Annotated in this window: 21 protein-coding genes and 1 pseudogene; 7 read left to right on the top strand and 15 right to left on the bottom strand. The window is 69.5% G+C overall.

Annotation, left to right across the window (positions count from 1 at the left end):
• Window positions 1-19: 19 nt before the first annotated feature.
• The 7 genes and pseudogenes from ACAM26_RS11860 to ACAM26_RS11830 all read left to right on the top strand — a co-directional run bounded on the left by ACAM26_RS11860 (window position 20) and on the right by ACAM26_RS11830 (window position 11,075).
• Window positions 20-1,210, top strand: coding sequence for a glycosyltransferase family 4 protein (locus ACAM26_RS11860; protein ID WP_369613738.1), 1,191 nt, complete (start codon window positions 20-22; stop codon window positions 1,208-1,210).
• A gap of 377 nt (window positions 1,211-1,587) precedes the next feature.
• Window positions 1,588-2,676: a glycosyltransferase gene (locus ACAM26_RS11855; protein WP_369613737.1), complete on the top strand. Its 1,089-nt coding sequence runs from the start codon at window positions 1,588-1,590 to the stop codon at window positions 2,674-2,676.
• 325 nt (window positions 2,677-3,001) lie between these two features.
• Window positions 3,002-4,048, top strand: coding sequence for a sulfotransferase family 2 domain-containing protein (locus ACAM26_RS11850; protein WP_369613736.1), 1,047 nt, complete (start codon window positions 3,002-3,004; stop codon window positions 4,046-4,048).
• Between the two features lie 34 nt (window positions 4,049-4,082).
• Window positions 4,083-4,883: a phosphate/phosphite/phosphonate ABC transporter substrate-binding protein gene (locus ACAM26_RS11845; protein ID WP_132229361.1), complete on the top strand. Its 801-nt coding sequence runs from the start codon at window positions 4,083-4,085 to the stop codon at window positions 4,881-4,883.
• On the top strand, window positions 4,880-8,287 hold the full coding sequence (locus ACAM26_RS11840) for a PAS domain S-box protein (RefSeq protein WP_369613735.1): 3,408 nt from the start codon (window positions 4,880-4,882) through the stop codon (window positions 8,285-8,287). The genes ACAM26_RS11845 and ACAM26_RS11840 overlap by 4 nt, the downstream gene beginning before the upstream one ends.
• Window positions 8,288-8,482: 195 nt before the next feature.
• On the top strand, window positions 8,483-9,898 hold the full coding sequence (locus ACAM26_RS11835; RefSeq protein ID WP_369613734.1) for a sigma-54-dependent transcriptional regulator: 1,416 nt from the start codon (window positions 8,483-8,485) through the stop codon (window positions 9,896-9,898).
• A 198-nt stretch (window positions 9,899-10,096) separates the two neighbouring features.
• Window positions 10,097-11,075, top strand: a pseudogene (locus ACAM26_RS11830) (IS3 family transposase).
• A gap of 121 nt (window positions 11,076-11,196) precedes the next feature.
• On the opposite strand, the gene qatD reads toward ACAM26_RS11830, so the two are convergent.
• The 15 genes from qatD to ACAM26_RS11755 all read right to left on the bottom strand — a co-directional run bounded on the left by qatD (window position 11,197) and on the right by ACAM26_RS11755 (window position 25,596).
• Window positions 11,197-11,958: a Qat anti-phage system TatD family nuclease QatD gene (qatD, locus tag ACAM26_RS11825; RefSeq protein WP_369613733.1), complete on the bottom strand. Its 762-nt coding sequence runs from the start codon at window positions 11,956-11,958 to the stop codon at window positions 11,197-11,199.
• On the bottom strand, window positions 11,955-13,325 hold the full coding sequence (gene qatC / locus ACAM26_RS11820; RefSeq protein ID WP_369613732.1) for a Qat anti-phage system QueC-like protein QatC: 1,371 nt from the start codon (window positions 13,323-13,325) through the stop codon (window positions 11,955-11,957). The genes qatD and qatC overlap by 4 nt, the downstream gene beginning before the upstream one ends.
• The gene (gene qatB, locus ACAM26_RS11815) at window positions 13,322-13,930 is read right to left on the bottom strand and encodes a Qat anti-phage system associated protein QatB (RefSeq protein WP_369613731.1); all 609 of its coding nucleotides are present in this window, start codon (window positions 13,928-13,930) and stop codon (window positions 13,322-13,324) included. The genes qatC and qatB overlap by 4 nt, the downstream gene beginning before the upstream one ends.
• A 260-nt stretch (window positions 13,931-14,190) precedes the next feature.
• Complete coding sequence (qatA, locus tag ACAM26_RS11810) at window positions 14,191-16,095, bottom strand: Qat anti-phage system ATPase QatA (RefSeq protein WP_369613730.1); 1,905 nt, start codon at window positions 16,093-16,095, stop codon at window positions 14,191-14,193.
• 385 nt (window positions 16,096-16,480) lie between these two features.
• The gene (locus tag ACAM26_RS11805; RefSeq protein ID WP_369613729.1) at window positions 16,481-17,128 is read right to left on the bottom strand and encodes a hypothetical protein; all 648 of its coding nucleotides are present in this window, start codon (window positions 17,126-17,128) and stop codon (window positions 16,481-16,483) included.
• Window positions 17,129-17,203: 75 nt separating this feature from the next.
• Window positions 17,204-18,289: a molybdenum ABC transporter ATP-binding protein gene (modC, locus tag ACAM26_RS11800; RefSeq protein WP_369613728.1), complete on the bottom strand. Its 1,086-nt coding sequence runs from the start codon at window positions 18,287-18,289 to the stop codon at window positions 17,204-17,206.
• Window positions 18,282-18,959 (bottom strand): molybdate ABC transporter permease subunit, encoded by a 678-nt coding sequence (gene modB / locus ACAM26_RS11795; RefSeq protein ID WP_123141736.1) that lies wholly within the window; start codon window positions 18,957-18,959, stop codon window positions 18,282-18,284. The genes modC and modB overlap by 8 nt, the downstream gene beginning before the upstream one ends.
• A gap of 66 nt (window positions 18,960-19,025) precedes the next feature.
• Window positions 19,026-19,769 (bottom strand): molybdate ABC transporter substrate-binding protein, encoded by a 744-nt coding sequence (modA, locus tag ACAM26_RS11790; RefSeq protein ID WP_123141737.1) that lies wholly within the window; start codon window positions 19,767-19,769, stop codon window positions 19,026-19,028.
• A gap of 45 nt (window positions 19,770-19,814) precedes the next feature.
• Window positions 19,815-20,633, bottom strand: coding sequence for a TOBE domain-containing protein (locus ACAM26_RS11785; RefSeq protein WP_123141738.1), 819 nt, complete (start codon window positions 20,631-20,633; stop codon window positions 19,815-19,817).
• A gap of 111 nt (window positions 20,634-20,744) precedes the next feature.
• Window positions 20,745-21,686 (bottom strand): alpha/beta hydrolase, encoded by a 942-nt coding sequence (locus ACAM26_RS11780; RefSeq protein ID WP_223807044.1) that lies wholly within the window; start codon window positions 21,684-21,686, stop codon window positions 20,745-20,747.
• A gap of 84 nt (window positions 21,687-21,770) precedes the next feature.
• Window positions 21,771-22,319, bottom strand: coding sequence for a cytochrome b (locus ACAM26_RS11775; RefSeq protein WP_123141739.1), 549 nt, complete (start codon window positions 22,317-22,319; stop codon window positions 21,771-21,773).
• A 272-nt stretch (window positions 22,320-22,591) separates the two neighbouring features.
• Complete coding sequence (locus tag ACAM26_RS11770; protein WP_123143295.1) at window positions 22,592-22,975, bottom strand: hypothetical protein; 384 nt, start codon at window positions 22,973-22,975, stop codon at window positions 22,592-22,594.
• A 43-nt stretch (window positions 22,976-23,018) separates the two neighbouring features.
• Window positions 23,019-23,870, bottom strand: coding sequence for a ModD protein (modD, locus tag ACAM26_RS11765; protein WP_369613727.1), 852 nt, complete (start codon window positions 23,868-23,870; stop codon window positions 23,019-23,021).
• Window positions 23,871-23,872: 2 nt separating this feature from the next.
• Entirely contained in the window at window positions 23,873-24,931 is a 1,059-nt protein-coding gene (locus tag ACAM26_RS11760) for a sulfate/molybdate ABC transporter ATP-binding protein (protein ID WP_369613726.1), read from the bottom strand.
• The gene (locus ACAM26_RS11755) at window positions 24,931-25,596 is read right to left on the bottom strand and encodes a molybdenum ABC transporter permease (protein WP_123141743.1); all 666 of its coding nucleotides are present in this window, start codon (window positions 25,594-25,596) and stop codon (window positions 24,931-24,933) included. Before ACAM26_RS11755 ends, ACAM26_RS11760 begins: the two co-directional genes overlap by 1 nt.
• Window positions 25,597-25,613 lie beyond the last annotated feature (17 nt).

The raw sequence follows: 25,613 nt of genomic DNA, 5'->3' as shown, positions 1-25,613 counted from the left end.
TCAAGGCGCAGCAGTTCGCATGCCAAACGGAAACATCACCATCATGAAGACGATCGCCTATCTCATCCCCGCCTTCCCGGTCCTCTCCGAGACCTTCATCGGCACCGAGATCCGCGCCATGGAGTCGCTCGGTCACCGGGTGGTGCCGATCGCCTTCCGCCGTCATCCGGGACCGGCCCAGGCCAGCGATCAGCGTCTGGCGGTGCGCACCTGGTATCTCTCCGATCTCGGTCCGGCCGATGCCGCCGAGGCGCTTGGCGGCATCCGCCCGAGCCTGTTGCGCGGGCTCGGCTTCGCGTTGCGCCAGCGCGGGCTGCCGCGCGCCGCGCTGCTCTATGGCGCCGCGCGGGTGGCGGCGGTGATGCGCTACGAGGGCTGTACCCACATCCATGCCCATTTCGCCCAGGCCACCACCGCCACGGCGATCGTCGCCGCCCGCTGGCTCGGCATCGGGGTGTCCTTCGTGGGGCACGGCTCCGACGTCTACGCCACCCCCGCCGACCTCGCGCTCAAGCTCGATCGGGCGGACTTCGCGGTGGCCGTGTGCGAGGACATGCGCCGCGACTTCACCGCGCTGGCGCCGCGTGCGCGCGTCGGGGTGGTCTATTGCGGGGTCGATGCGCGCACCTTCGCGCCGGTGGTGAGCGGCGCCGCGGAGGCCGATCGGCTGCTGTTCATCGGTCGGTTGTGCGAGACCAAGGGGGGGGCGGATCTGCTCGAGGCGCTGGCGCTGGTCCCGGCGGCGCACCGCCCCCGGCTCGATCTGGTCGGCGACGGCCCGCTGCGCGCGTCGCTGCGGGCGCGTTGTACCCGGCTCGGGCTGGACGACTGGGTGGAGTTCCTCGGCGCGCGTCCAGCCGAGTGGCTGGCGCGTCACGGCCCCGGCTACCGGGCGCTGGTCGCACCCTTCCGCATCGCCGCCAACGGCGCCCGCGACACCGACCCGGTGGTGGTCAAGGAGGCGATGGCGATGGCGCTGCCGGTGATCACCACCACGCTGATGGGCTGCAAGGAGATGGTGACCGAGGAGAGCGGCTGGCGCGTGGCGCCGGGCGATCGCGCCGCGCTCGCCCGCGCCATCGAGACGGTGGCGACCACGGCGCCGCTGCGTCTGGCGGCGATGGGGCAGGTGGGGCGCCGACGGTTGCTGGAGCTGTTCACCGCCGAGCGTCAGGCCCGGGCGCTCTCGGCGCTGGTCGAGGAGGTGTGAGAGGGTCGCCGCGCGCGCCCCGGCCTCCGGGCGCCGCTCTACGGGCTCGCGCTGGCCGCGACGCCGTCCTGAGGCGTGTTGCAGGATGCAGCGCCCGCTGCGTTGCACGCTGCAACGCCGGGGCGGGCGAGCGGCGCGGGATCGCGCCGGCGCGTGCGGATGCGGGATGGCACGCGATCTGCTCACGGTCGGTCATCCTCTGCTCATCGGTCCCGACCATGCCCATCGAGTTGCTCGACCGCATACGACCTGCCCGCCGGCGACTGGCGCCCGCGCGCGCTGACGGTGCTCAGCCGCATCCCACCACTCAAGCCGTACCGAATCGAGTGCCGCTCGACGGACCGCGCGGTCGATCATCTGCCCGTGGAGAAATCCCGATGACCACCATCGTTCATGTCGTGCAGCACCTGCGTCCCGGTGGGGTGGAGAGCGTGGTGCTGGAGCTGGCGCGTCACGGCGCCGCCACCGAGCGCCATCTGGTGATGAGCCTGGAGGGCGAGGGCGTGGCGGCGGTCGCCGCCTGGCCACGGCTGCAGACCGATGTCGATCGGCTGCGCTTTCTCGCCAAGCCGCCGGGCTGGACGCCGGGGCTGGTCCCGCGTCTGGCGCGGCTGTTGCGCGCCGAGGGCGCGGTGGCGGTGCACACCTATCATCGCGGCCCGCTGATCTACGGCGGTCTGGCCGCGCGCCTGGCCGGGGTGCGCCATCTGGTGCACACCGAGCACGAGGCCCGGCACCTGGAGTCGTTGCCGCGGCGTTGGCTGCAGTGGACGACGCTGGCGCTGACCCGACCCCGGCTGGTCGCCGATGCCGAGCACGTCGCCACGCGCATCCGCGCGCGACTGCCGGGGTGGCGGCCACGGGTGATCCTCAACGGCGTCGATACCGATCACTTCATCCCCGGCGATCGCGCCGTGGCGCGCGCGCAGCTCGACCTGCCGCGCGAGGTGCGGTTGATCGGCTGCGCCGCGCCGCTGCACCCGGTCAACGGCCAGCGGTTGCTGATCGAGGCGCTGCTCGGGCTCGACGCCGACACCCATCTGGCGCTCGCCGGCAGCGGCCCGGAGGAGGGCGCGTTGCGCCGCCTGGTCGCCCGGCAGGGGTTGGCGAAACGCGTGCATTTCATCGGGCGGCTGGACGCCATGCCGACCTTCTATCAGGCGCTCGACCTGTTCTGCCTGCCCGCGCTCGCCGAGGGGTTGCCGCTGGCGCCGCTTGAGGCGCAGGCCTGCGGCATCCCGGTGGTGGTGAGCGCCGTTGGCGGCGTCCCCGAGACCGCCTGTCCCGACACCGCCCGGGTGGTGCCGGCCGGGGATGTCGCGATCCTCAGCGTGGCGCTGGCGGTGCAGCTCGCCGCCATCGCGCGCGCCGTGCCGTTCGACCCACGCCCCTATGTCCTCGCCCGCGCCGAGGTGCGGGCGATGGCCGCCGCCTATGCCGCCCTCCGTCACCCCGTTGCGAGCTGAGTCCCGATGCGGACCAGCCCGCTCGCGCTGCTCATCCTGACTGCCGAGACCCCCTTCGCTGCCGGGCTGGATCGGTCGTCTGGCGTCGATGGTCGGAGCGGCGCTGTTTTTGGTACTGTTCCTCGCACCCTGTGTATTCCGCGGCGCCGTCGGCGTGGTGCACCGGGGTGGCGGGCGTCCTGTGCTATCGGCGCGGTCACGCGCGCCGCCTCGGGGCGCGTGGCCGAGCGCCGGAGCCGGCTTGTGCGCCGGCGCGGGTGCCTACAGATGTTCTGACGGGGGTCTCGCGCGCCCCGACCGCCCTGGACGAAGAGGAGGGGCGCCGATGGGCGATGGTGTCGAGGACGAGGCGGTGGTGGTCATCGGGGACGCTCTCGACGGTCTCGGGGTTGGCCGGGCGCGGCCATTGCGGATCGAGTCGCATCCTGCACCGCGGCCTGCAGCGGTGCGGCGCGCACCGGCCCACTTCGCCGCCGGTGTGGCCGCGACGCTGGAGCGGCTGCGCGGGGCCGGGGCGCGGTGGCTCGGCGGCGTGCTCGGTGACCGCTGCAACCCGTCGCTGGCCGCGGGGCCGGTGCGCGAGACCGATCGCCTGGCACGGTGGTTGCCAAGGTTGAGCAGACGCCTGCGCAAGGCGATCTGGAAATGCCATCTGCTCACCCTGAACGTCTGCCCCCGGAGCCAGAACACCATGCTGCTCTCCCACCACCGTCGCTTCGTCTATTTCCACATCCCCAAGACCGGCGGCAGTTCACTGACCTCGGTGTTTCGCGACGACCTCGACACTCGGGCCTCGCTCGCCGGGCTCGATGCGCGCGCCCCGGGCTGGCAGGACCGTTGTCACTTCGACGGTCGCCAGCACAGCACCTATCGCGACAACGCCCGGCTGCTGGCCAGATATCCCGACTACTTCCGCTTCGCCTTCGTGCGCAACCCCTGGGATCTGGCGCTGTCGTGGTACACCGCGCTGGCCCGCGCCTCCCCCGACGAGACCCTGGGTTCGACGCACCTCTCCGGCCCCGGCTTCAAGCAGTTCCTGCGTCGCGCGCTGCGCCCGCGCGCGCCCGGAGACTGGCTCGCCTGGGCCAGCCAGGCGCCCGTTCATCGCTTCATGATCGGTCGCTCCCAGAGCGACTATCTGACCGATCGAGCAGGGCGGTTGCAGATCGACTTCCTCGCCCGCTTCGAGCACTACCAGGAGGATCTGACCGCACTGTGCGACCATCTCGGTCTCGCGCCCCCGGCGCCCGAGCACTTCAACCGTTCCCGGCATGGCCGGCTCGACTATCGGGAGTTCTATGACACACACAGCCGCGACTGGATCGCGCGCCGCTTCCGGCGCGACATCGAACTCTTCGGTTACCGCTTCTGAGCGCACCCGGCGCCGTGGCCGCGCGGCGCTGCTGTTGCTGACCCTGTTCGTGGCGCCGCTGGCCGCATCGGCCACGGAGCTGAGCTTCGGCATCGTGCCGCAGCAATCGGCAAGCACCCTGGCGCGCGCCTGGGTGCCGCTGCTCGAGGCGCTCGGCGCGCGCGCCGGGGTGGCGCTGCGCTTCGAGACCGCCGCCGACATCCCCACCTTCGAGCGCCGTCTGGCGCAGGGCGAGTACGATCTCGCCTACATGAACCCCTATCACTACACGGTCTTCGCCCGCGACCCCGGCTATCGCGCACTCGCCCGCGCCGAGGGACGGCTGCGCGGGGTGCTGGTGGTACGCGCCGACAGCCCGCTGCGCGAGGTCGGGTCGCTGCAGGGCGCGACCCTGGCCTTCCCGGCCCCGGCGGCCTTTGCCGCCAGCGTGCTGATCCGCGCCGAGCTGGCCCAGCGCGGCATCGCCTTCACCCCGCGCTATGTCGCCTCGCACGATTCGGTCTACCGTACCGTGAGCGTCGGGCTCTATCCCGCCGGCGGCGGGGTGGTACGCACGCTCGAGGCGCTCGACCCGCCGCGCCGCGCCGAGCTGCGCGTGCTGATGACCACCCAGGGCTATACCCGCCACGCCTTCGCCAGCCATCCGCGGGTCGCACCCGAGGTGGTCGCGCGGGTGCGCGAGGCGATGCTCGGGCTCGCCGCCGACGCCGAGGGGCGGGCGCTGATCGAGACGCTGGGGATGCCCCGGCTGGTGGCCGCCGAGGACGGTGACTGGGACGACGTGCGCGCCCTCGGTATCGACCTGCTCGACGACCTGCGCGCCGAGGCCCCGTGAGCTTCCGTCTCAAGACCATCCTCGGCATCGCGCTGATCGAGGCGGCGCTGCTGGCGCTGCTGGTGTTCAGCGCGCTGAGCTGGCTGCGCGAGTCGAACGAGGCGCAGCTGGTCCAGCGCGCGACCACCGCCGCCAGCCTGGTGGCGACCAATGCCACCGACGCGGTGCTGGCCACCGATCTGGCCCGGCTCGAGAGCCTGCTCGACGAGGTGCTGACCAACGCCGACATCGTCTATGCGCGGGTGCGCGACCGCGATGGCCTGATCCTCGCCGAGGCCGGTGCGGCGCGCGCGCTGGCGCGCCGCTTCGTCGCCGACCAGGACCCCTCGCACGCCGCCGACGGGGTGTTCGACACCCGCGCCGAGATCCATGCCGGCGGGGCCTATTTCGGTCGTGTCGAGCTGGGCGTCTCGGTCGAGCCCTTCCTCGCGCTGCTCAGCTCGGCACGCTCCGGGGCGATCGGGATCGCGCTGCTCGAGATGGCGCTGGTGGCGCTGTTCTCGCTGCTGCTCGGCACCTATCTCAGCCGTCAGCTGCTGCGCCTGCGCGATGCCTCCAACCGCATCGCCCGCGAGGGTCCGGGGGTGCGCATCCCCCAGCACGGCAACGACGAGATCGGCGAGGCGATCCGCGCCTTCAACCTGATGTCGGCGCGCCTGGCCGACAGCTATGCCGATCTCAACGAGGCGCTCGCCGCCGCCCGTCAGCTCGCCGAGCGCATCCGTCGCAGCGAGGCGCAGAAGAGCGCGCTGCTCGACGCCGCGCTCGACGCCATCGTCACCATCGACCTCGATGGCCGGGTGGTCGACTTCAACGCCTCGGCCGAGCAGATCTTCGGCTATCTGCGCGAGGACGTCGGTGGCCAGTTGCTCGAACAGTTGATCGTCCCCGAGCGCTATCGCGCCGCCCACCGTCGCGGCATGGCGCGGTTTCGCGCCGAGGGCAAGGGGCGGGTGGTCGGCCAGCGTCTGGAGATGGAGGCGCTGCACCGCGACGGTCACGAGTTCCCGATCGAGATCGCCATCACCGAGGTCGAGGCCGATGAGACGGTCTATTTCACCGCCTTCATCCGCGACATCAGCGCGCGGCGCCGCGCCGAGGAGGAGCTGCGTCTCGCCGCCCAGGCCTTCGAGGCCCAGGAGGCGATCTTCATCACCGACGCCGAGAGTCGCATCCTGCGCGTCAACCGCGCCTTCACCGCGATCACCGGCTATGCCCCGCACGAGGCCATCGGCGAGACGCCGCGACTGCTCAAGTCCGGGCGCCAGTCGCAGCGCTTCTATCGGGAGATGTGGGCGCGGTTGCAGCGCGACGGTCACTGGGAGGGCGAGATCGAGAACCGCCGCCGCAACGGCGAGATCTTCCCCGAGTGGCTGAGCATCACCACGGTGCGCGACCCGGACGGCCGGGTGACCAACTATGTCGCCAACTTCATCGACATCAGCGAGCGCAAGCGCACCGAGGCGGCGCTGATCGAGGAGCGCGCCCGCGCCGAACAGGCCAGCGAGGCCAAGTCGCGCTTTCTCGCCACCATGAGCCACGAGATCCGCACCCCGCTCAACGCCATCCTCAACATGAACGAGCTGCTGCTCGAGAGCGGTCTCGACCCCGAGCAGGCGGCCCATGCGCGGGTGGCCGGCGAGGCCGGGCACAGCCTGCTGTCGGTGGTCGACAGCATCCTCGACTTCTCCAAGATCGAGGCCGGACGGATGGAGACCCGGCCCGAGCCCTGCGCCCTCGAACCCCTGCTCGAAGGGGTGCTCGGGCTGTTCGCCGCGCGCGCCTTCGCCAAGGGCGTGGAGCTGCTGCTGACCCTCGACCCGCAACTGCCGGTGCGGGTCGAACTCGACCCCGGCCAGTTGCGCCAGATCCTGCTCAACCTGCTCGGCAACGCGCTCAAGTTCACCGAGCACGGCGCCATCGAGCTGTGCGCCGGGGTGGTGGGCGAGGGCGCCGAGCAGCGACTCTCGATCGAGGTGCGCGACACCGGTATCGGCATCGCCCGCGAGCGTCTGTCGGAGCTGTTCAACGAGTTCGTCCAGGTCGACGACTCGCGCCGCCGACGCTTTGGCGGCACCGGGCTGGGGCTGGCGATCTGTCGCGGGCTGGCGCGGATCATGGGCGGCGAGATCGGCTGCGCGAGCGAGCCCGGCGTCGGCTCCCGCTTCTGGGTGCGCCTCCCGCTGCGCGCGCGCGCCCCGGCCGACGATCGGCGGGCGCGTCTGGCGCGCCGGGCCGCGGGCTGGCGGGTGCAGGTGTGGGCCGCCAGCGCGCCGCTCGCCGAGGGGCTGGCGCGCCAGCTCCGGCTGCTCGGCCTGGAGACGGTGATCGTCGGCGAGGAGCGCTGGTTCGCCGAGGCCGCCGCCGTGCCCGCGCGGCTGTGGCTGGTGGCCCCGCCGGGCGCGGGGAGGGCGGCGCGCGAGATCCCGATCCATCGCGACCGGACGAGCGCGCCGACGCCCGAGGCCGCCACCCTGCCGTTGATGCCGCGCGCACTGTGTTGGCAGCTCGGCATGGCGCTCGGCGCCCCCGAACTCTTCCCCGCGCCCGACTCGCCCCGCCCCGAGCCGGCGGCGCCGACGCCGACGGCAACGGCCGCCACCGGCCCGATCCTGCTGGTCGAGGACAGCGAGGCCAACCGTCTGGTGGCGCTGGCGATCCTCGAGCGCGCCGGCTACCGGGTCGAGACCGCCGCCGACGGTCATCAGGCGCTCGCCGCGCTGCGCGCGCGCCCCTATGCGCTGGTGCTGATGGACGTCTCGATGCCGGGGATGGACGGGCTGGAGGCGACCCGGGCGATCCGCGCGCTGCCCGGCGAGCGCGCCCGCGTGCCGATCGTGGCGATGACCGCCAACGCCTTCAGCGAGGATCGCGAGCGCTGTCTGGCCGCCGGCATGGACGACTATCTGAGCAAGCCGGTGGTGCGCGCCGAGCTGTTCGCCGCCCTCGCGCGCTGGCTCGGTGGCGCGCGCCCCGAGGATGCGCCGGTCGGCGCATCGGCCGGGGAGCGCGCGGCGCCGGCGCAGGCGGTCGGGGTGCTCGATCTCGGGGTGATCGACGAACTCGCCGAGGAGATGGGCGAGGACTTCCTCGTCGGCATGCTGCAGACCTTCGAGATCGAGACCCGGCGACGGGTGGCGTGCATCGAACAGGCCTGGGAGGCCGGCGAGATCGCCCAGCTCGAACACGAGGCCCACACCCTCAAGGGCGCCTCCGGCACCTTCGGCGCGCGCGCGCTGCAGGCGCTCGCCTTCGACTGCGAGCAGGCCGCCCGCGCCGCCGACCGCGACCGTCTGGCGCCGTTGATCGCGCGGCTGCGCGGCTGTGCCGAGCAGGCGCTGGAGGCGCTCGTGCAATGCTTCACGAAGGGCGAGGACGGCCCGCGCGGTCCTGCTCGGGACTGAGCTCGCCCTCGGCCTCGACGGCGCGTGCCGCCCGCACCGGCGTCGCGCTCGCGCCCAGGCGCCGCGCGAACCGTCGGACGGCGCGGCGGATGAAGCCGCCGCGCACGATCCCTATATCTGAGGCTCGACCATCGGAGTGGCGACCGCTCCCGCGCGGGGCGGTCGCCGACGCGCCAACGGACCAGGACGCCCGCCATGGAGCAGACACCCCCCAGCATCCTGATCGTCGAGGACAGTCAGGTCCTGCGCGAGGTCTACAGCGGCTACCTCGCCACCGAACCCTACCGCGTCGCGGCCGTCGAGACCGGCGCCGAGGCGCTCGCCGCGCTGGCCCGGCACCCGCCGCACGCGATGCTGCTCGACCTGCGCCTGCCCGACATGGACGGCATGGAGATCCTCCGTCACGTCGGCGCGCAGCGGCTGCCGACGGCGGTGGTGATCATCACCGGGCACGGCTCGGTCGACCTTGCCGTCGACGCCATGCGCGAGGGCGCCTTCGACTTCATCGAGAAGCCTTTCAACGCCCGGCGTCTGCGCGTCACCCTGCGCAACGCGCTCGAGCGCCAGCGTCTCTCCAGCCTGCTCGACTCCATCCAGGAGACCTTCGACCGCGACCGCTACCACGGCTTCATCGGCGCCTCGCTGGCGATGCAGGCCGTCTACCGGGTGATCGACAGCGCCGCGGCGAGCAAGGCCACCATCTTCATCACCGGCGAGAGCGGCACCGGCAAGGAGGTCTGCGCCGAGGCCATCCATCGCCAGGGACCGCGCCGCGAGGCGCCCTTCGTCGCCCTCAACTGCGGCGCCATCCCGCACGACCTGATGGAGTCGGAGATCTTCGGTCACCTGCGCGGCGCCTTCACCGGCGCGGCGCGCGACCGCGTCGGCGCCGCCGGACAGGCCGACGGCGGTACCCTGTTTCTCGACGAGATCGGCGAGATGGACCTCGACCTGCAGACCAAGCTGCTGCGCTTCGTCCAGACCGGCAGCTTCCAGCGCGTCGGCTCCACCCGCCAGGAGGCGGTCGACGTGCGCTTCGTTTGCGCCACCAACCGCGACCCGCTCAAGGAGGTCGCCGCCGGGCGCTTCCGCGAGGACCTCTACTACCGTCTCCACGTCATCCCCATCGAACTGCCGCCGCTGCGCGCCCGCCAGGACGACATCCTGCTGCTCGCCGAACACTTCCTCCAGGGCTTCGCCGCCGAGGAGGGCAAGGCGTTCCAACGCTTCGCCCCGGCCACCGCGGCGCTGCTGCGCGACTACCACTGGCCGGGCAACGTCCGCCAGCTGCAGAACGTCATCCGCAACGTCGTCGTGCTCCACCAGGGCGAGACCGTCGATCCCGAGATGTTGCCGCCGCCGCTCTCCGAACACCTCATCACCCCATCACGCGCCACCCCCACCGAACCCGCCCAACCGGCGCCCGCCGCCGCAGCCACCACCACCACACCCGACCCCGGCATCCAACCCCTGTGGCGCGTCGAACGCGAGGCCATCGAACGCGCCATCGCCCACTGCGACGGCAACATCCCCCGCGCCGCCGCCCTCCTCGAAGTCAACCCCTCGACGCTGTATCGGAAGCGGCAGGCTTGGCAGAGTGGGGAGGGGTAGTCGTCCGAACCCTTTGGATCCGTCGATCGCTCAGAGAACGCTTCCGTACGGGAACGGGATTTTCAGATAGAAGAGTTGGTTTCTGTCTTGCGCACAAGAGTCATCAAAACTTGCGTTTACACGAAAGTGAGTTCCCCCCTCCCGAACTTCGTCCCCCAAGGATTGACGTAGACTGACGATCAATGCTTGGAAAGCACGATGCAGAAGATCCCGAAGCGGGTATACACGCTGGAGTTCAAGGAGCAGGCGGTCAAACGATTGCAGTCGGGGCGCAGCATCGCCTCGGTGGCGCTATGGACCTGGTGGAGCAGACGGTACGCAACTGGGTGCGGCTTGCGTCGGCTGTGTGCGCTGCTGGGCGTGAGCGTGAGCGGCTATCGGGCCTGGCAGCGCGGCGGCCAGCGCCAATGGCTGAGTGACGCGCAGTTAACGCTGCTGCTGCAGACCCTTCACGCCGAGACCAGTGGCGCCTACAGCAGTCCACGGATGGTCCGGGCGCTGCGCGCTCGTGGCCTGAGCGCGAGTAAGGCGCGCGTGGAGCGGCTGATGCGTGCGCACGGCCTACGCGGCCGTCATCGGCGTCGCGATCGCGTCACGACCGACTCGAGCCACCGTCTTCCCGTCGCCGAGAACCTGCTCGCCCGTGACTTCCGGCCCAGCGCCCCGAACCAAAGTATGGAGCGCCGATATCACCTATCTCTGGACTGACGAGGGCTGGCTCTATCTGGCCGTCGTCCTCGACCTGTTCAACCGCGATGTCGTCGGCTGGTCGATGCGTGCACGCATCGACGCCGAGCTGGTCATCAGCGCCCTCGACATGGCCCATGCCCGGCACCGGCCGCCACCGGGGCTGCTGCACCACTCCGATCGGGGCAGCCAATACGCCAGCCACGCCTTCCAGCAACGCCTGCGTCGCTACGCCATGCGTTGCTCGATGAGCCGGCGCGGCAACTGCTGGGACAACGCCCCGACCGAGAGCTGGTTCAACAGCTTCAAGCACGAGCGCGTCTTCGGCGAGCGCTTCCCGACCCGCGAGGCGATGCGCGCAACGGCTTTCGAGTACATTGAGGTCTTCTACAACCGTAAGCGACTGCACTCGACGCTCGGCTATCGCTCACCCGTCGAGTTCATGCAACAGTGGCAGGCGAACCAGCGCCGCGACCAGACGGTCGCATGAGACCAACCCCTTGGGGGACGAAAAAACAGGGGAACCTCACATTGCGGGCGAGCCAAACACGTCGAGCGATTTAAAACCCTATCGGTCAGGGCGCTACCGAAATTCGGGGGAACCTCATAACCTAATGCACATTGATAAGTGACCAAAAGTTATTTTGGATAGCATCCGCTACCGAGTCTTTAGATGAATTGCGCGCTCGGGCAATAGCATCAACCGTTGTTTGAACGTTGGCCGGTTCTGCGGGCTGGCCGTCAATCTTCGTGAATGGGCCGTCCGTCTCAGTGAGGATGCGACTCAACGGTAGATCCGAGACAAGCATTCTTGCGCGTTCGGAGCGGATCATCTCAGTATTGACAGAGAAGTAGCAACCGAGCGCTGTGGCGCGTCGTGCCTCGGCCTTGGTTCCGGTGAACCAGTGCAATACAACAACGCCCCTTTTTTGCGGAAGATGGCGTTCGATCATGTCGAGCACCGTCGGTACGCTCCGGACACTATGCACGGTAAGTACCTTGTCACCGGCATCCGCACATCGTTCAAGGATTGTGCGAAACACCTGTTTTTGAGCATCGAAAGATTTGTAAAACCGAGGGCCTGCGTCGAGGCCGACTTCGCCGACGTAGCGCGCCTCCGGCAAATAGTGTTCCCATAATGCCAATTCGTGGGCTCGTTCCGCAACGAGCTGCGGATGGATGCCGAGTGCAGCCCGCACGTAACGAGTTCCGCGCGTCAATTCAAGATTGCGCGGCCAAGCCTTCGGCGTAGTTGTAACGGTTAGTGTATGAATCCGTGCCGCCTCCGCTTTCGCAATCACGGCCTCGAAATCTGGATAGAGATCGAGGTGGCAGTGGAAATCGACACCACAGGATGGAATACCTTCGCTCATAGTGGTTGTGTATTCACGCCAGCCAACAGTGCGCCCACTTCCTCGAGGCCACGGCGATACACGCCGGCGAGCGAGGCTTGGCGGGCTGGCGACTCATCGAGGAGCGGGCCGGGTTTATGGATGAGGATGGGCGCCAAGGCGGGCTTGGCGCGAAGTCGTTCGATCGCCAGTTGGAAGGAGCGGACCTGCACACCTTCGGACTGGCGCGTGTCGAGCGCGCGAGCGCTCAGGTCATCTATTGTATAGACGGTTGGGTCGGCGCCAAGACCAAATCCTTTGGCGAGCGCAGCGCGTCGGATCAGGCAGGGTACACAGTATCCGCAGTGTTGTGTACCCAGGCCCTGCCAACGTCCCTTCGTGGGAGCCGCACAGGACAAGGATAGGGACGTAAGGTTTCTCAACAGGGCACCGTTCGCGCATGCGGCTACCATCTCGCCCTTCGTCTTGTCCCAATAGGGATTCTCGATGTGGCCTTTGATATCCAAAGTTGTGAGCGCATCGTTCCAACGTGCGATGTAGAACGGGTGGGTGGTGCGTGTGCTCAGGGCTCCGAGACGAAGGGGATCGAGCGGCACATTGACCGCAATCAAGCCATTTTCCGGCACGTTCAGCGTGAATCGGCCATCGAAGCCGGTGCCGGCGAAGATGCCCAGCGCGAAGAAGAGGAAGGATCGTCCGCGAGTGGTGTTTTCGCCGGCCGATCCTCGGACGAAGCCGCGCTGGAAGGCCATCCAGAGGCGCAAACGCTGGAACGGACTGGCGGGATAATGAGCCTTCAACGCGTCGAAAATAGTGGTCTGGGCATCGCTTGTCGCACCCTCGCCAGCGTGGCTGATGAGGAGAGGCGTGCGGCCGGCTTCGAGCACATCAATGGCACCGATCAAGCTGTCGAGACCGCCGGAGAATAGCGCCAAATCATCGAAGGGTGGATCGATGAGTCTGCCGGGCGGCATCGGTGCGACCCGCTCAAAGCGCTGCGGCCGTGCGCGGAACCCGAGCGACCAGCGATCTCCGGTCAGGAAATTCAGCATCGAGACGAAGATCGGCGTCGCCGCTGTCCAACGCTCAGGATCCGAGACTGGCACCACTAGACGAAGCTCCCGTGTCCAGCCGTCCTGTGATTCGCTCTTACGCGACACTCGGGTGTCGGCGGCATGGACGTGCGCGGCCAAGACCAAGACATCCACCCCCATCTCGGAGGGAGATATGCCTAGGTGAGCCAGATCGCCAAGAGCGCGACCGATCCCGTGATCGAGCGCTCTGTCGCCGGCGACAAGATCGAGGCGAGTTTCAAATTCGCTGTCGCCGAGTGGCAACCGGTCGAGATCCTCGCGGCCGTAACGGCCAACGATCACGTGTCGTCTCATGCTTCCTCCGCTGCGGCGTCGCCCATGATCTGCAGGATGCCGAACGCCTGTTCGTAGACGCTTTCGACGAAAGCGAGCACGTGATCGGGTGTCAGCGCGGCTGCCACCACGCTTGCCGCTGTCAAGGCATCGGCGACGCCGCGCCGGATGAAATCGTTCAGCTGCGCCTGAACTCGTGCGGCTTGCCGGCTGTCGGAGGGGAGGACCACGATTTTTGCGCCGATGTCATTGCAGAGCCGGGCCTCGATCGCGTTCGTCGCATAAAGTTCGAAGACCGTCTGCATCTGGTCGGAGGTGAGCCCGTCGAGGTCGGTTATACCCGCGGCGGCCAGGTCGGCAATCGTCTCGATAAAGGCATCCCGAGCGATGCCTTCGTCGATACTGCCACCGTCCGGGCAAACATAATCTGCCAATCCCAGGAAGATCTCCTCGATCGGTCGGCCAGCGAAAGCACCGAGATTGAGCGCGCGTAGCGCTTCGGTCGCACCACGCGTCGCCGCGTCCGATAAAAAACCGAGGAGACGGCTGCCCGCTCCGCGCGCCGACCCCATCCTGGCCGCCGCCGTGCTCGCGCCGCCTGACGACGAGCCCACGTAGTTCGACACGGCTCGGCCGAGGGCTCGGCGATCGTCTCCGCCCGAGCCAGCGAAGCGGGAGAAGTTGTTGCGGGCCGCTGAGAAACGTGTCGGATCCGCCGTTGGGGGAATGGGTGACCTTGCCGGAGGTTCTGGCGGTCCAGCCGGCGGTGCTCCGTCGGGAGACACCGCTCCGTCCGGCGCAGCCGGCGGCGAGCCTTCCTTACCCAACCAACTTGGCACGAGCGGTGTGTCGCCTCCTTGGCCACCGAATGCGCTGGACGTACCCATCAGCGTGCCACTTGGCGCGTGCGCAACACACTTTTCGCAGCAGCCTTCAGCATGGTGTCACCGTCTTTTCCCCATTGCTCGAGGAGGCGGTCAAACCGCCGCTCCAGGTCAGCATCCTTGAGGACGCCTTCCCAGCCACCGCACACCCATGGACCCAAGCGGTCTCGAGGGAGGGCTTCGAGGAAGTCGAGGAGATTTCCCTGAAGGGCGGGATGCGCCTTGACCAGGACCGTCAAGCCAGCCGCACCGGGCGGCTCGCTGCCGAAGCTGTCGCTACCGACGATACGGCCACGCACCGCTTCGAAGACCTGGGCAGCTTCAGGCGGAGCGAGACGCTTCAGATCGCTTTCGAGACCCTGGACCGAGAGCTTCCCGCCAAAGAGCTGCTCGACGACGGTGGCCAGATGCCCGAGCACCGAAGCCACCCCGAAATAGTCTTTCCGGTCCTTGGCGACGAACAGATAGGGGCGAAGATCGTCGTCGCCTATCTTGGTCGGTACTGCGGCCCAAGCCTTTGTGGTGGGCGACGAGAGCCACTCTTCTAACAGGGCAGTCTCGGGTGCGGCATTGTCGGCTTCCTGCACGGTCGCGGCGGCCTCGAGCGCGGACAGATCGAGACACTTCCCATCCGGCGCGGCGGCGGCTGCAGCTGCGATCTGCTCAAACAGGCGCGGGATGAATCGCTCGGCGAGCATCAGCTTAGCGAGAACGGGCAGCTTGACATCATCTCCGAAGCCGCGTGCTTCGGCTGTTTGTTGCCGCAGAACGAGCGTGTTGAGGAATCTCTTGATTTGGCGAGGGTTTCCTCTGGTTCCGCTGGCAAGGATCGGCCCAATCTGATCGCTGAGCGTCAGCGCATTATTAGCTTTTGATGCCTTGTCTCCGAGTGCGTCTCTCACTGTCGCCGCATCGAGCGCGCCAGAAGTCCATGGTCGCTTCAGCCGCAGGCGGGCAACATTGATCAAGTTGTTGAACGCTGGATCGTTGTCGCCAAGATCTGCGCCAACGAGAAGGAGCGCAACATAGATACGCGTTTCTGTGTCGCCGAGGGCCGGGATACGGAAGGGCACCTGGATCAGTTTTTCCAGGTAGTTTCGGGCATAAGTCTGGGGTCCGGTTGTGTCCGGCAGATCGGGAAAATGCTTACGCACCGCATACTCGATCATCGCTTCGTCGGCAGCGACGACGAACGCGGTGCGCGACGTGAATACGAAGAGACGGATGGCTTCGAGTGTCTCGATCGCCGTGTCGGGAAGGCAACGGTCGAGGTCGTCGATGAGGACGACCAACTGTTCCACGCCAGCCTTTTCCAAAAGATCGTCAAAAGCCTTGCGGAAGGCGTTGATCTCCTCCGGCACGTTGGTCGAGGCGCTTTCACTCGCTGGGTTCAACAGCCCCTTAACGTCGTCGATGGCGGCCTCGACATAGTCTTTGTTCGCAAGCTCTGCCGGATCGGTGAGAAACCCTTCGAGCTTGCCGACGATGACTTGGATCTGCTCAGGTGTCGGGATGCCGGTGAACGCGGTGAGCGCCAAACCGCCTGCCTTTTTCGCCACTTTGAGCCAATCGATCCGACGGAAGACATCCTTCACCGCTTCGCCCGCGTTGGTCAGCGCGGGACGCTTCTCGATCAAGCCAGTGACAATGCCCTCGATAAGCGCGATCTTCGCGTCTTCGAAACCTTGGAAACGCCACCCGTTGAATTTGAGGCACAGGACTTTCTCTTCGCCTTCGAAACCGGCCTCGATCATCTCCAGCACGCTTGATTTGCCGGCGCCCCAATCGCCATGGACACCGACTGTCACTGGCTGATCCGGCCGGTCGCGAAGAAGCTTGATGATCGTCGTAGCGATCGCCTCGTTGTTGAGGAGGTCGACCTTGGTCTCATTGTCGGCCAGGATCATCTCGCGACCACCTTGTATGTTGGTTATTGCTTGCGCTGACGTCCGGGTCGCCAACTATCGCGCGTATATTGGCATTGTGCGTTCAACAATGCTACGCAATCCGAGGTGGGGGTCCCGCCCGAATTTCGCCCCCAAGGATTGACGTAGACTGACGATCAAATCTTGGAGAGCACAATGCAGAAGCTCCCGGAGCGGGCAGACATGCTGGAGTTCAAGGGACGGGGGGCTCGGGGATGGCGCCGGCGTCGAGGCCGACGAGTGCCTGGGACACTCCGTGTGGGTGCTTCTCGACGATGTAGGCGGAGAGAGCGCACCGTCGTCGTGTCAACGGGGACATTGTCGAGCGCCCCGCGCGTCTAATGGGATACGCCCGCGCCCAGCGGGCCTATCCCCCGACAGCCTCCATAAACGCAACAAGCCGCGCCTCGTCCAATGCGCCGGCGGTGCGCACACCGGTGCAGATGTCGAGGCCGAAGGGCCGAACCTGGGCGATTGCCCGACGCACGTTCTCGGCGTTCAGGCCGCCCGCCAGGAACACGGGGGCGTGGGATCTCTTGACGATCTCGGCGCTCAGCGACCAGTCATGGGTGCGGCCTGTTCCGCCGAGTTCCTTGACCCGCAGCGATGGGTTCCCGGAGTCGAGCAGGATGGCATCGACCTCGCGGCTGAGGGCCTCGGCCTCTTCGACCGACGCCGCGCCCTTGACGTGGACGACCTGGATCAGCGACACGCCGGGGAGCGCCCGGCGGATCGTCTGGTGCGCGCCGCGTGGCAGCCGGTCGCACAACTGCAGCGTATTGACGCCGCAACGCCTCTGCTGGGCGATGATCTCGGCCGGATCGGTGCGGCTGGTGAGGAGGACGGTGGCGATCGGCGGCGGGATTCGCGCGGCGATCTCGGCGATCTCCGCCTCGGAGATGACGCCGGGCCCGCTGGGCATCTCCGAAACCAGCCCGAGCGCCGATGCGCCGCAGCGGATCGCCAGTGCGGCCTCTTCGCTGGAGCTGATGCAGCAGATCTTGACGCGTTGCATGCGTGCCTCCCGTTTTCACCCATCGAGGTCGCTGGTAAGACGGCGACAACAGTGTGACGAGTCGAGCGGCGGGGCTCAATCCATCACCGCCACCGCCTTGACCTGCGCATGCACCTGCTGACCGGGATGGAGGCGGAGGCGTTCCCAGGAGTGGCGGGTGATGCGCGCGAGCAGGCGGCTCTCGGGGGTGTCGCCGACGGCGAGGCCGACGAGGACCTGGGACTCGCTGAGCGGGTGCATCTCGACGATGTGCGCGGGCAGGACGTTGAGGATGCTGGAGGTGCCGGGGTCGTCGAGGGCGATGCTGACGTCGCGGGCGTGGATGCGTACGCGCACGGTCTCGTCCACCGCGCGGTCGAGCCGTTCGAGCATCAGCGAGGCGCCGGGGATGGCGACGCGGGTGAGGCCGTAGCGCGCATCATGGGCGCGCACCCGCCCGCTGAGCAGGGCGCTGGCGGTCTCCTCGCGCGCCAGCGGCAGGTCGAGACGGGTGAGCATCTGCTGCGCCGGACCGGCGGCGCGCAGCCGTCCGGCCTCGATCAGCAGGATGTGATCGGCCAGCCGCGCGACCTCGTCGGGGTCGTGGCTGACGTAGAGCACGGGGATCTGCAGGTGATCGTGGAGACGTTCGAGATAGGGCAGGATGTCGCGCTTGCTGGTGTGGTCGAGCGCGGCCAGCGGCTCGTCCATCAGCAATAGCCGGGGGCTGGTGAGCAGGGCGCGGGCGATCGCCACGCGTTGACGCTCGCCGCCGGAGAGCCCCGCCGGGTCGCGCCCGAACAGCGGGGCGATGCCGAGCAGCTCGACTACCTCGTCGAGGTCGACGCGCCGCTCGCGCGCCGGGATGCGGCGGCGTCCGTAGTCGAGGTTGGCGCGCACCGAGCGGTGCGGGAACAGGCTCGGCTCCTGGAAGACGTAGCCGATCGGGCGGCGATGGGTGGGCAGGAAGCGCTCGCTGGCGTCGTCCTGCCAGCAGGCCTCGGCGAGTCGGCAGTGACCGGCGGCGCGCTCCAGCCCGGCGACGCAGCGCAGCACCGTGGTCTTGCCGCAGCCGGAGCGCCCGAACAGGGCGCTGACGCCGCGCGCCGGGACGCGACAGGCAAGATCGAGGCTGAAGTCGCCGCGATCGAGACGGAAGGCGAGGTCGAGCACGTCAGCCATGACCGATCCGCCGCATGCGTTGGCCGAGCAGGTTCATCGTCAGCACCACCAGGAAGGAGAACAGCACCATGCCGCCGGCGAGCCAGTGCGCCTGGGCCCACTCCAGCGACTCGACGTGGTCGTAGATCGCCACCGAGAGCACCTTGGTCTCGCCGGGGATGTTGCCGCCGATCATCAGGATCACCCCGAACTCGCCGACGGTGTGGGCGAAGGCGAGCACCGCGCCGGTGAGCAGCCCGGGCAGCGCCAGCGGCAGGGCGACGTCGAAAAAGCGCGCCAGCGGCGAGGCGCGCAGGGTGGCGGCGACCTCCAGCGGGCGCCGGCCGATCGCCTCGAAGGCATTGTGTACCGGCTGCACCATGAAGGGCAGCGAGTAGAGCACCGAGCCGACCACCAGCCCGGCGAAGGTGAAGGGCAGGGTGCCGAGCCCGAGCCGCTCGGTGAGTGTGCCGATCGGGCCGTGCGGGCCGAGCAGCAGCAACAGATAGAAGCCGAGCACCGTCGGCGGCAGCACCAGCGGCAGCGCCACCAGGGTAGCGACGATCTGCTTGAAGCGTGAGCGCGTCTGCGACAGCCACCAGGCCAGCGGCGTGCCCACCACCAGCAGCACGGCGGTGGTGAGGGTGGCGAGCTTGAGGGTCAGCCAGACCGGGGTGAGATCGAGTGACACGGCGGTGCTCCGGGCGGGGATGGGGCGGAGGCGGTGAGGCCCGGCGCTTGCCGGGCCTCGTCACGCTCAGTCGGTGGCGTAGCCGTAGCGGGTGATCACCGCGCGCGCCGCCTCACCCTGGAGGTAGTCGAGCAGCGCCTGGGCGGCGGGGTTGGCCTCGGCGCCCTCGAGCAGCACCGCGTCCTGACGGATCGGGCTGTAGTGCGACTGCTCCACCTCCCAGCGCGAGCCGCTGGGGTCGAGGGCGATCTGCGCCAGGGCGACGAAGCCGAGTTCGGCGTTGCCGGTGGCGACGAACTGGTAGGTCTGGGCGATGTTGTCGCCGCGCACCAGCTTGGGCGCGAGGGTCTCGGCCAGCCCCAGCGACTCCAGCACCTCCATCGCCGCGGCGCCATAGGGCGCGGTCTTGGGGTTGGCGATCGCCAGGCGGTCGAACGCGCCCGATTCGAGCAGTGCCGCGCCGTCCGTGATCAGCGCGGGGTCGGCGCTCCACAGCGCCAGCTCGCCGATGGCGTAGGTGAAGGGTGCGTTGGCGCGGCCCTCCTCGACGAGCAGCGCCGGGCGGCGCTGGTCGGCGGCGAGGAAGACGTCGAAGGGCGCGCCGTTGACGATCTGGGTATAGAGCTTGCCGGTCGAGCCGTAGCTGATCCGGGTGCTGTGTCCGGTGGCTTGCTCGAATGCGGTGGCGATCTCCTTCATCGCCGCGGTGAAGTTGGCCGCGACCGCGACCCGGACCTCCTCGGCCTGGACTAGGGTGGTGGAGCCGAGCAGCAGCACGGCGGCGGTGAGTGAGCGCAATGGGGTCGACATCCTTCGATACTCCTTGTCGCTGACGGGGATGGGTGGCGTGGTGGCTCAGTCGCTGACCGCGAGGATGATGTGCGGGGCCTTGATCAGCGCGCAGGCGCGCTTGCCCTCGGCCAGTTCGAGTTGATGCGCGCTCTCGGCGGTGATCATCGCGGTGACGCGTGCGCCGCCGTCGAGCGCGAGCACCACCTCGGTGTTCACCGGCCCCTCGATCATCCGCTCGACGGTGCCGCACAGACGGTTGCGCGCCGAGGTGCGCAGCCCGCCGTCCTCGGTGGTGATGAGCACGAAGGAGGCCTTGACCAGGGCGTAGGCCTCGCGCCCGGGTTCGAGGCCGAGCGCCTCGACGCTCTCGTTGGTGACGATCGCCACCAGCGGCGTGCCCTTGAGGTCGAGCACCACCTCGGCGTTGACCGCCCCGCGACGCACCGCGGTGACCACGCCGTGCAGATGATTCCTTGCGCTGACCTTCATGTTGATGACTCCTAACAGACGATGGAAATGGTCGAAGTCGCGCACGCCCTCGCCGAGTCGTTCGAGAAAGCGCCGATGCTCGCGCTCGGCGGTCTCGAACACCGTGATCAGCCGTCGCCCCTCGGCGGTGAGCTCGGTGCCGCCGCCGTGGCGTCCGCCGGTGCGACGTTGCACCAGGGGCGCGGCCGAGAGGTTGTTCATCGCATCGACCGCGTCCCAGGCCTGTTTGTAGGAGATGCCCAGGGCGCGCGCCGCCTGCGAGATCGAGCCGGTCTCGTCGATGCGGCGCAGCAGTGCGATGCGCTCGTGCCCGGCGAAGCGGCTGGTGTCGAGATCGAGCCGTAGGGCGCCCGAGGTCTTGAGTCGGGCGTGGGTCTCTGCGGCATGGGGCATGATCGCGGCCTCTGTTGACTCGGTGACAAGGGTTATATCGAGGGCGATATAACGACGGGCCTAGCCAAGCAATACCGATGCCAAAAAAGGAAGTCCCCGTGATCCGGATGCTTAGGAAGCGACGGGTGGCGAACGGCGGGTGGCGGTGCACCGCATCGAGGCATCCTCGGTCGCCCCTGCACCAGGATGGGAGGTCCCCCCGACCCCGTGCTCGGCGAGGAAGTCGATCAGGGCACCGACATGACGCTCGATGTGCTCGACCGAATCATGCCCGGCGCCGGGCACCTCGTACAGCCGCGCCCGACCGGTGGGGGCACGTTCGAGGATGCGTCGGGCGTCGCGCGGCGACACGCTGGTGTCGGCGGTGCCGTGGACCAGCAGCAGCGGACAGCCGATGCGCGCGGCGGTGTGCAGCGGGGCGATCTCGGCGAAGCGGTGGCCGATGCGCCACTCGACGTGCCGGGTGGCCAGCCGCGCCAGCCAGCGCGGCAGGCGCAGCGTGCGCAGATAGCCCTCGGTGACCTCGGCCGGGTCGGCGAAGGCGGCGATGCTGATCACCGCGTCGGGCAGCGGGTTGTCGGCGGCGTAGAACAGGGTCGCGCCGGCCCCCACCGAGTGCCCGAGCAGGGCGAGACGGCGACAGCGCGTGGGATGGACGCGGCGCAACCAGTCGACCGCCGCCTCCAGGTCCTCGGCGAAGCGCGGCAGCGAGGAGAAGGTGTCGCCATCGCTGTTGCCGTGGCTGCGCGCGTCGAACAACAGCACGTTGAGCCCGGCGCGGCGGAAGGGCGCGGCCAGCGGCAGCATCAACTCGGCGCTGCTGCCCCAGCCGTGGAGCACCACCAGGGTCGCCTCGGCGTCGGGCGCGGGCAGCAGCCAGGCGAACAGCCGGCGACCGCGCCGGGTGGGGATGACGCAGGTCTCGAAGTCGAGCCCGAGCGCCGCCGGGTCGTGGCGGGCGCGTCGACGCGGGGCGCGGAAACCGAGCTGCACGGCGAGCGCGAGCAGGCCGAGCAGGGTCGCGGGCAGCAGCAGCAGGGTGAGCAGGATCATCGTCGGGGGCGGGTGAGGGGTGAGGGGTGAGGGCGGGGCGTTGCGCCCCGCCGCGCGCCCGGGCTGCCCCGGGCGCCCGTTGCCTCAGGGCAGGCTGATGCGGGTCATCACCCCGTCCTTCAACCGCCAGTGCTTGAGCCCGGCGGCGGTGTGGATCAGCACCAGCACGAAGATCGCCAGCGCGCCCAGCCCGTGATAGAAGAACAGCGTCTTGGCAAGCTCCGGGTTCTCGGCCAGCGGCAGCTCGATGCTGAGACCGAAGAACTCCAGCGGGTAGCCGGCGCTGACCACGGCGACGGCGCCGCCGATGGTGATGGCGAGCAGACCGAGATAGAGCAGCACGTGCAGCGCGCCGCCGACGAACTGCTCACCCTTGCCGAGCGGCGGCTCGTAGGCCGGGGCCGGCGAGCGGCGACGCAGCACCAGACGCAGCAGGGTCAGCAGCAGCACGGTGGCGCCGACGCTCTTGTGGATGGTCACCAGGGTGGCGGCGAAGTCCTCGCCGAAGAGATTGGCGATGCCCTCGTAGCCGAGCGCCCAGAACAGGGTGCCGGAGCAGAGCAGGCCGAGCACCAGCAGGGCGACCAGCCAGTGCAGCAGGCGTTGGGTGAAGGTGTAACGCGGTTGGGCCAAGGGTTGTTACCTCGCGATCGGGATGCTGGGTCTGTCGTGGTGACGACAGGGTCGGGAGCTGGCCGGGGCTCGGGGGCGCGCGTCGCCGCCCGACGGCGGTGCGCGACGCGGGCGCATACGTGTCCCTGAGCCGGTTGCGCCGGTCGGCTCCGGGCTAGTTATACCAACCCGCGTCGGGCCCTGACCAGCCGTCTCGGCGGGCGCCGGGAGCGCCCAGAACGGGGCCTTGGACGCAACGACCGATGTCCTTGCCAGCGCCGCCGCGGGTGTGTTCAGCGCGGCATCTCGGCGCGCAGCGCGCGCTGTTCGAGCAGCGCGCCGTCCTCGCCCTGGGGCGCGATCCGCCGCAGCGACAGCCAGCGCCCGTCGTCGAGCCGCCAGGCCAGGTGCGACTCGGCGTGGACCAGCACGGCGTAGAAGGTCTCGCCGTCGTCCGAGCGCGGCTCGAAGCGGCGGTAGTCGCAGACGCAGAGACAGGGCGCGCCGGCGGCATCGTTGCCGATGATGCGCCGCGCCGTCACCTCGTACTCGCGATAGATCCGCAACCGGCGCGGCGCGATCAGGCGCGCGCGCCAGTGGTGCCCGAGCAGCGCCCGCCAGGGCGCGAGACAGGGGTGATCGGGGTGGTCGAGCTCGATGGTGGATGATGCCCGCATGGCGAGTCCTCCCGCTGGTGTTGAGCGATGCGCGCCCCGGGGGTCAGACCCCGCGCGCGAAGCGGACCTGAACGTCGCGCGGCGGCGCCAGATGCGGCGCGCTGGTCACCAGCAGCCGCGCCCCGGCGCGCGCATAGTCCTCGGCGTTGGCGGCGTTGACCCCGCCGGCGGCGGCGACCAGTGCCGTCGAGCCTGCGGCGGCGAGCGCGGCGACCGTCTCGGCGACCGCCGCGGGGCTGAACTTCTCCAGCTGGATGACGTCGGCCGCGGCCCAGACGAGCGCCTCGGCGCCGTCCTCGACCTCGACCACCACCCGCTTCTCCGGACAGCGGCGGCGCAGTCGCGCGATCGCCGCGGCGGGCTCCTCGTCGAGGAACAGACGGTGCTCGGCGAACACCAGCAGGGTCTCGGAGAGCCCGGTGCGGTGCATCGCCGCGCCGGCGGCGCGCGCCGCCTTGACCGCCAGACGCCGGGTGCCGGGGACGTTCTTGCGGGTGAGTGCGACCAGCGCCTCGGGGCGGCCGCGGCGCGCCGCCTCCTGGATCTCGGCGGCGCGGCTGGCCACCCCCGAGCACCACTCGACCAGGGTCTGCGCGCTCTTCCACGCGCGGTGCAGGATGCCTGCCTCGGCGCTGGCCTCGAGCAGCAGGGTCTCGGGCGCGGCCTGTTGGCCGGAGGCGGCGTGGAGGGTGGCGCGCGCGCCGCACAGCTCGAACATCCGCGCCGCCTCCTCGATCCCGCACACCACCATGGGGTCGCGGGCGAACAGGCGGATCTGGCCGGGGCGGGCGTCGATCTCCAGCGCCTCGGTGGTGAGGTCGCCGTAGGGCACGTCCTCGGCGAGCAGCTGCTGCAGGCGGTGGTCGTCGAGCGCCAGGGGTTGGGGTCGGATCATGGTCAATACCTCGTGGATTGGATGGTTTTAGCCGTCCCCGCCGGGAGCGCGATGGCGCAGCCCGGGGGGACGTCGAGCAGGGTGCGCTCGCCGCGCGCCGGACAGGGCAGGGCGCGCGGCAGGTGGATGCGCAGCGCCGTGCGGTCGGGCAGGCGACAGCTCAGCGCGCGATAGGGGCCCATGTCGATCACCCGCGCGATCTCGACGGCGAGCCCGGCGCGGGCGCCGGGGCGCGGGCCGTCGGGCAGCAGCGCGACCACGCTGTCCTCGCGCCGGGGTGCGCGCGCCAACTCGACCCGGCCCCAGGGGCCGCAGGCCGCGCGCTCCTCCCAGCGCGTCACCGCCAGGGTGTTGGGCCAGCCGAGCACCCGCGCGACCTCGGCATCGCCCGGTGCGGCGAACACCGCCTCGGCCTCGTCGAGCCGGCGCAGCCGCCCGTCGATCATCACCCCGACCCGGTCGGCGCACTGGCGCGCGTCCTCCAGGTCGTGGCTGACCAGCAGGGCGCAGGTGGCGGTCTCGGCGATCAGCTCCTGCAACAGCAGCCGCAGCGACTGGCGCAGACTGGCGTCGAGCGCCGAGAAGGGCTCGTCGAGCAGCAGCAGCGCCGGCGCCGGGGCGAGCGCGCGCGCCAGGGCGACGCGCTGGCGCTGACCGCCGGAGAGTTGCCCGGGGCGTCGCTGCGCCAGCCCGCCGAGTCCGACCCGCTCGATCCAGCGCGCCACCCGCGCGGCGCGATCGGGCGCGCGCGCGAGCCCGTAGCCGATGTTCTCGGCGACGCTGAGGTGGGGGAACAGGGCGTGGTCCTGGAACATGAAGCCGAGGTCGCGCCGGCGCGGCGCCAGGTCGATGCCGGCGGCGCGCGCGTACCACAGCCGCTGGCGGTGACGGATGTGCCCGGCGCGCGGGCGCTCGAGCCCGGCGAGCAGCCGCAGCAGGGTGCTCTTGCCGCCGCCCGAGGGACCGAGCAGCGCGGTGATCCCGGCGCCGGGCAGCGCCAGACGCAGGCGCAGGTCGAAGCCGGGGCGACGGAAGGCGAGGTGGGCGGAGAGTTCGGTCATCACAGTCGTCCGAGTCGGCGCAGGAGCAGGAACAACACCAGCGAGATCCCCCCGAGCAGCAGCGAGAGCCGGGTGGCGCAGGTGAAGTCGCCGTCGAGCACATGGTTGTAGATCGCCAGCGACAGCGTCTCGGTCGAGCCGATGAGGTTGCCGCCGAGCATCAGGGTGATGCCGACCTCGCCGAAGGCGCGCCCGGCGCCGAGCGTCAGCCCCGCCGCGAGGCTCGGGCGCACCGCCGGGATCACCACCCGCCACAGCGTCTCCAGTCGCCCCTTGCCGAGGGTGTAGGAGGCCTCGACCAGCACCCGCGCGCTGCCCTCGATCGCCGACTGCACCGGCTTGACCACCAGCGGCAGCCCGGCGATGAAGGCGGCGAGCACCAGCGCCGGGAAGGAGAACACCAGCTCCCAGCCGAGCTGCGCGTGGAGCGGTGCGCCGAGCACGCCGTGGCGCCCGAACAGCATCAGCAGGAAGAAGCCGATGGCGATCGGCGGGAACACCAGCGGCAGCGACACCAGCGCATCGAGCAGCCAGCGCAGCGGGAACGACAGGCTGAGCAGATAGCCCAGCCCGACCCCGGCGACGAGCAACAGCGCCAGGGTCACCGCCACCACCCGCAGGCTCAGCAGCAGGGCGTCGGGCGAGCAGGCGAGCAGCGCGGACATCGATGATCCCCCGATCC

Source organism: Marichromatium sp. PS1, assembly GCF_041155115.1.
Lineage (GTDB): Bacteria > Pseudomonadota > Gammaproteobacteria > Chromatiales > Chromatiaceae > Marichromatium > Marichromatium gracile.
This window is presented reverse-complemented; position numbering and strand designations above follow the sequence as displayed.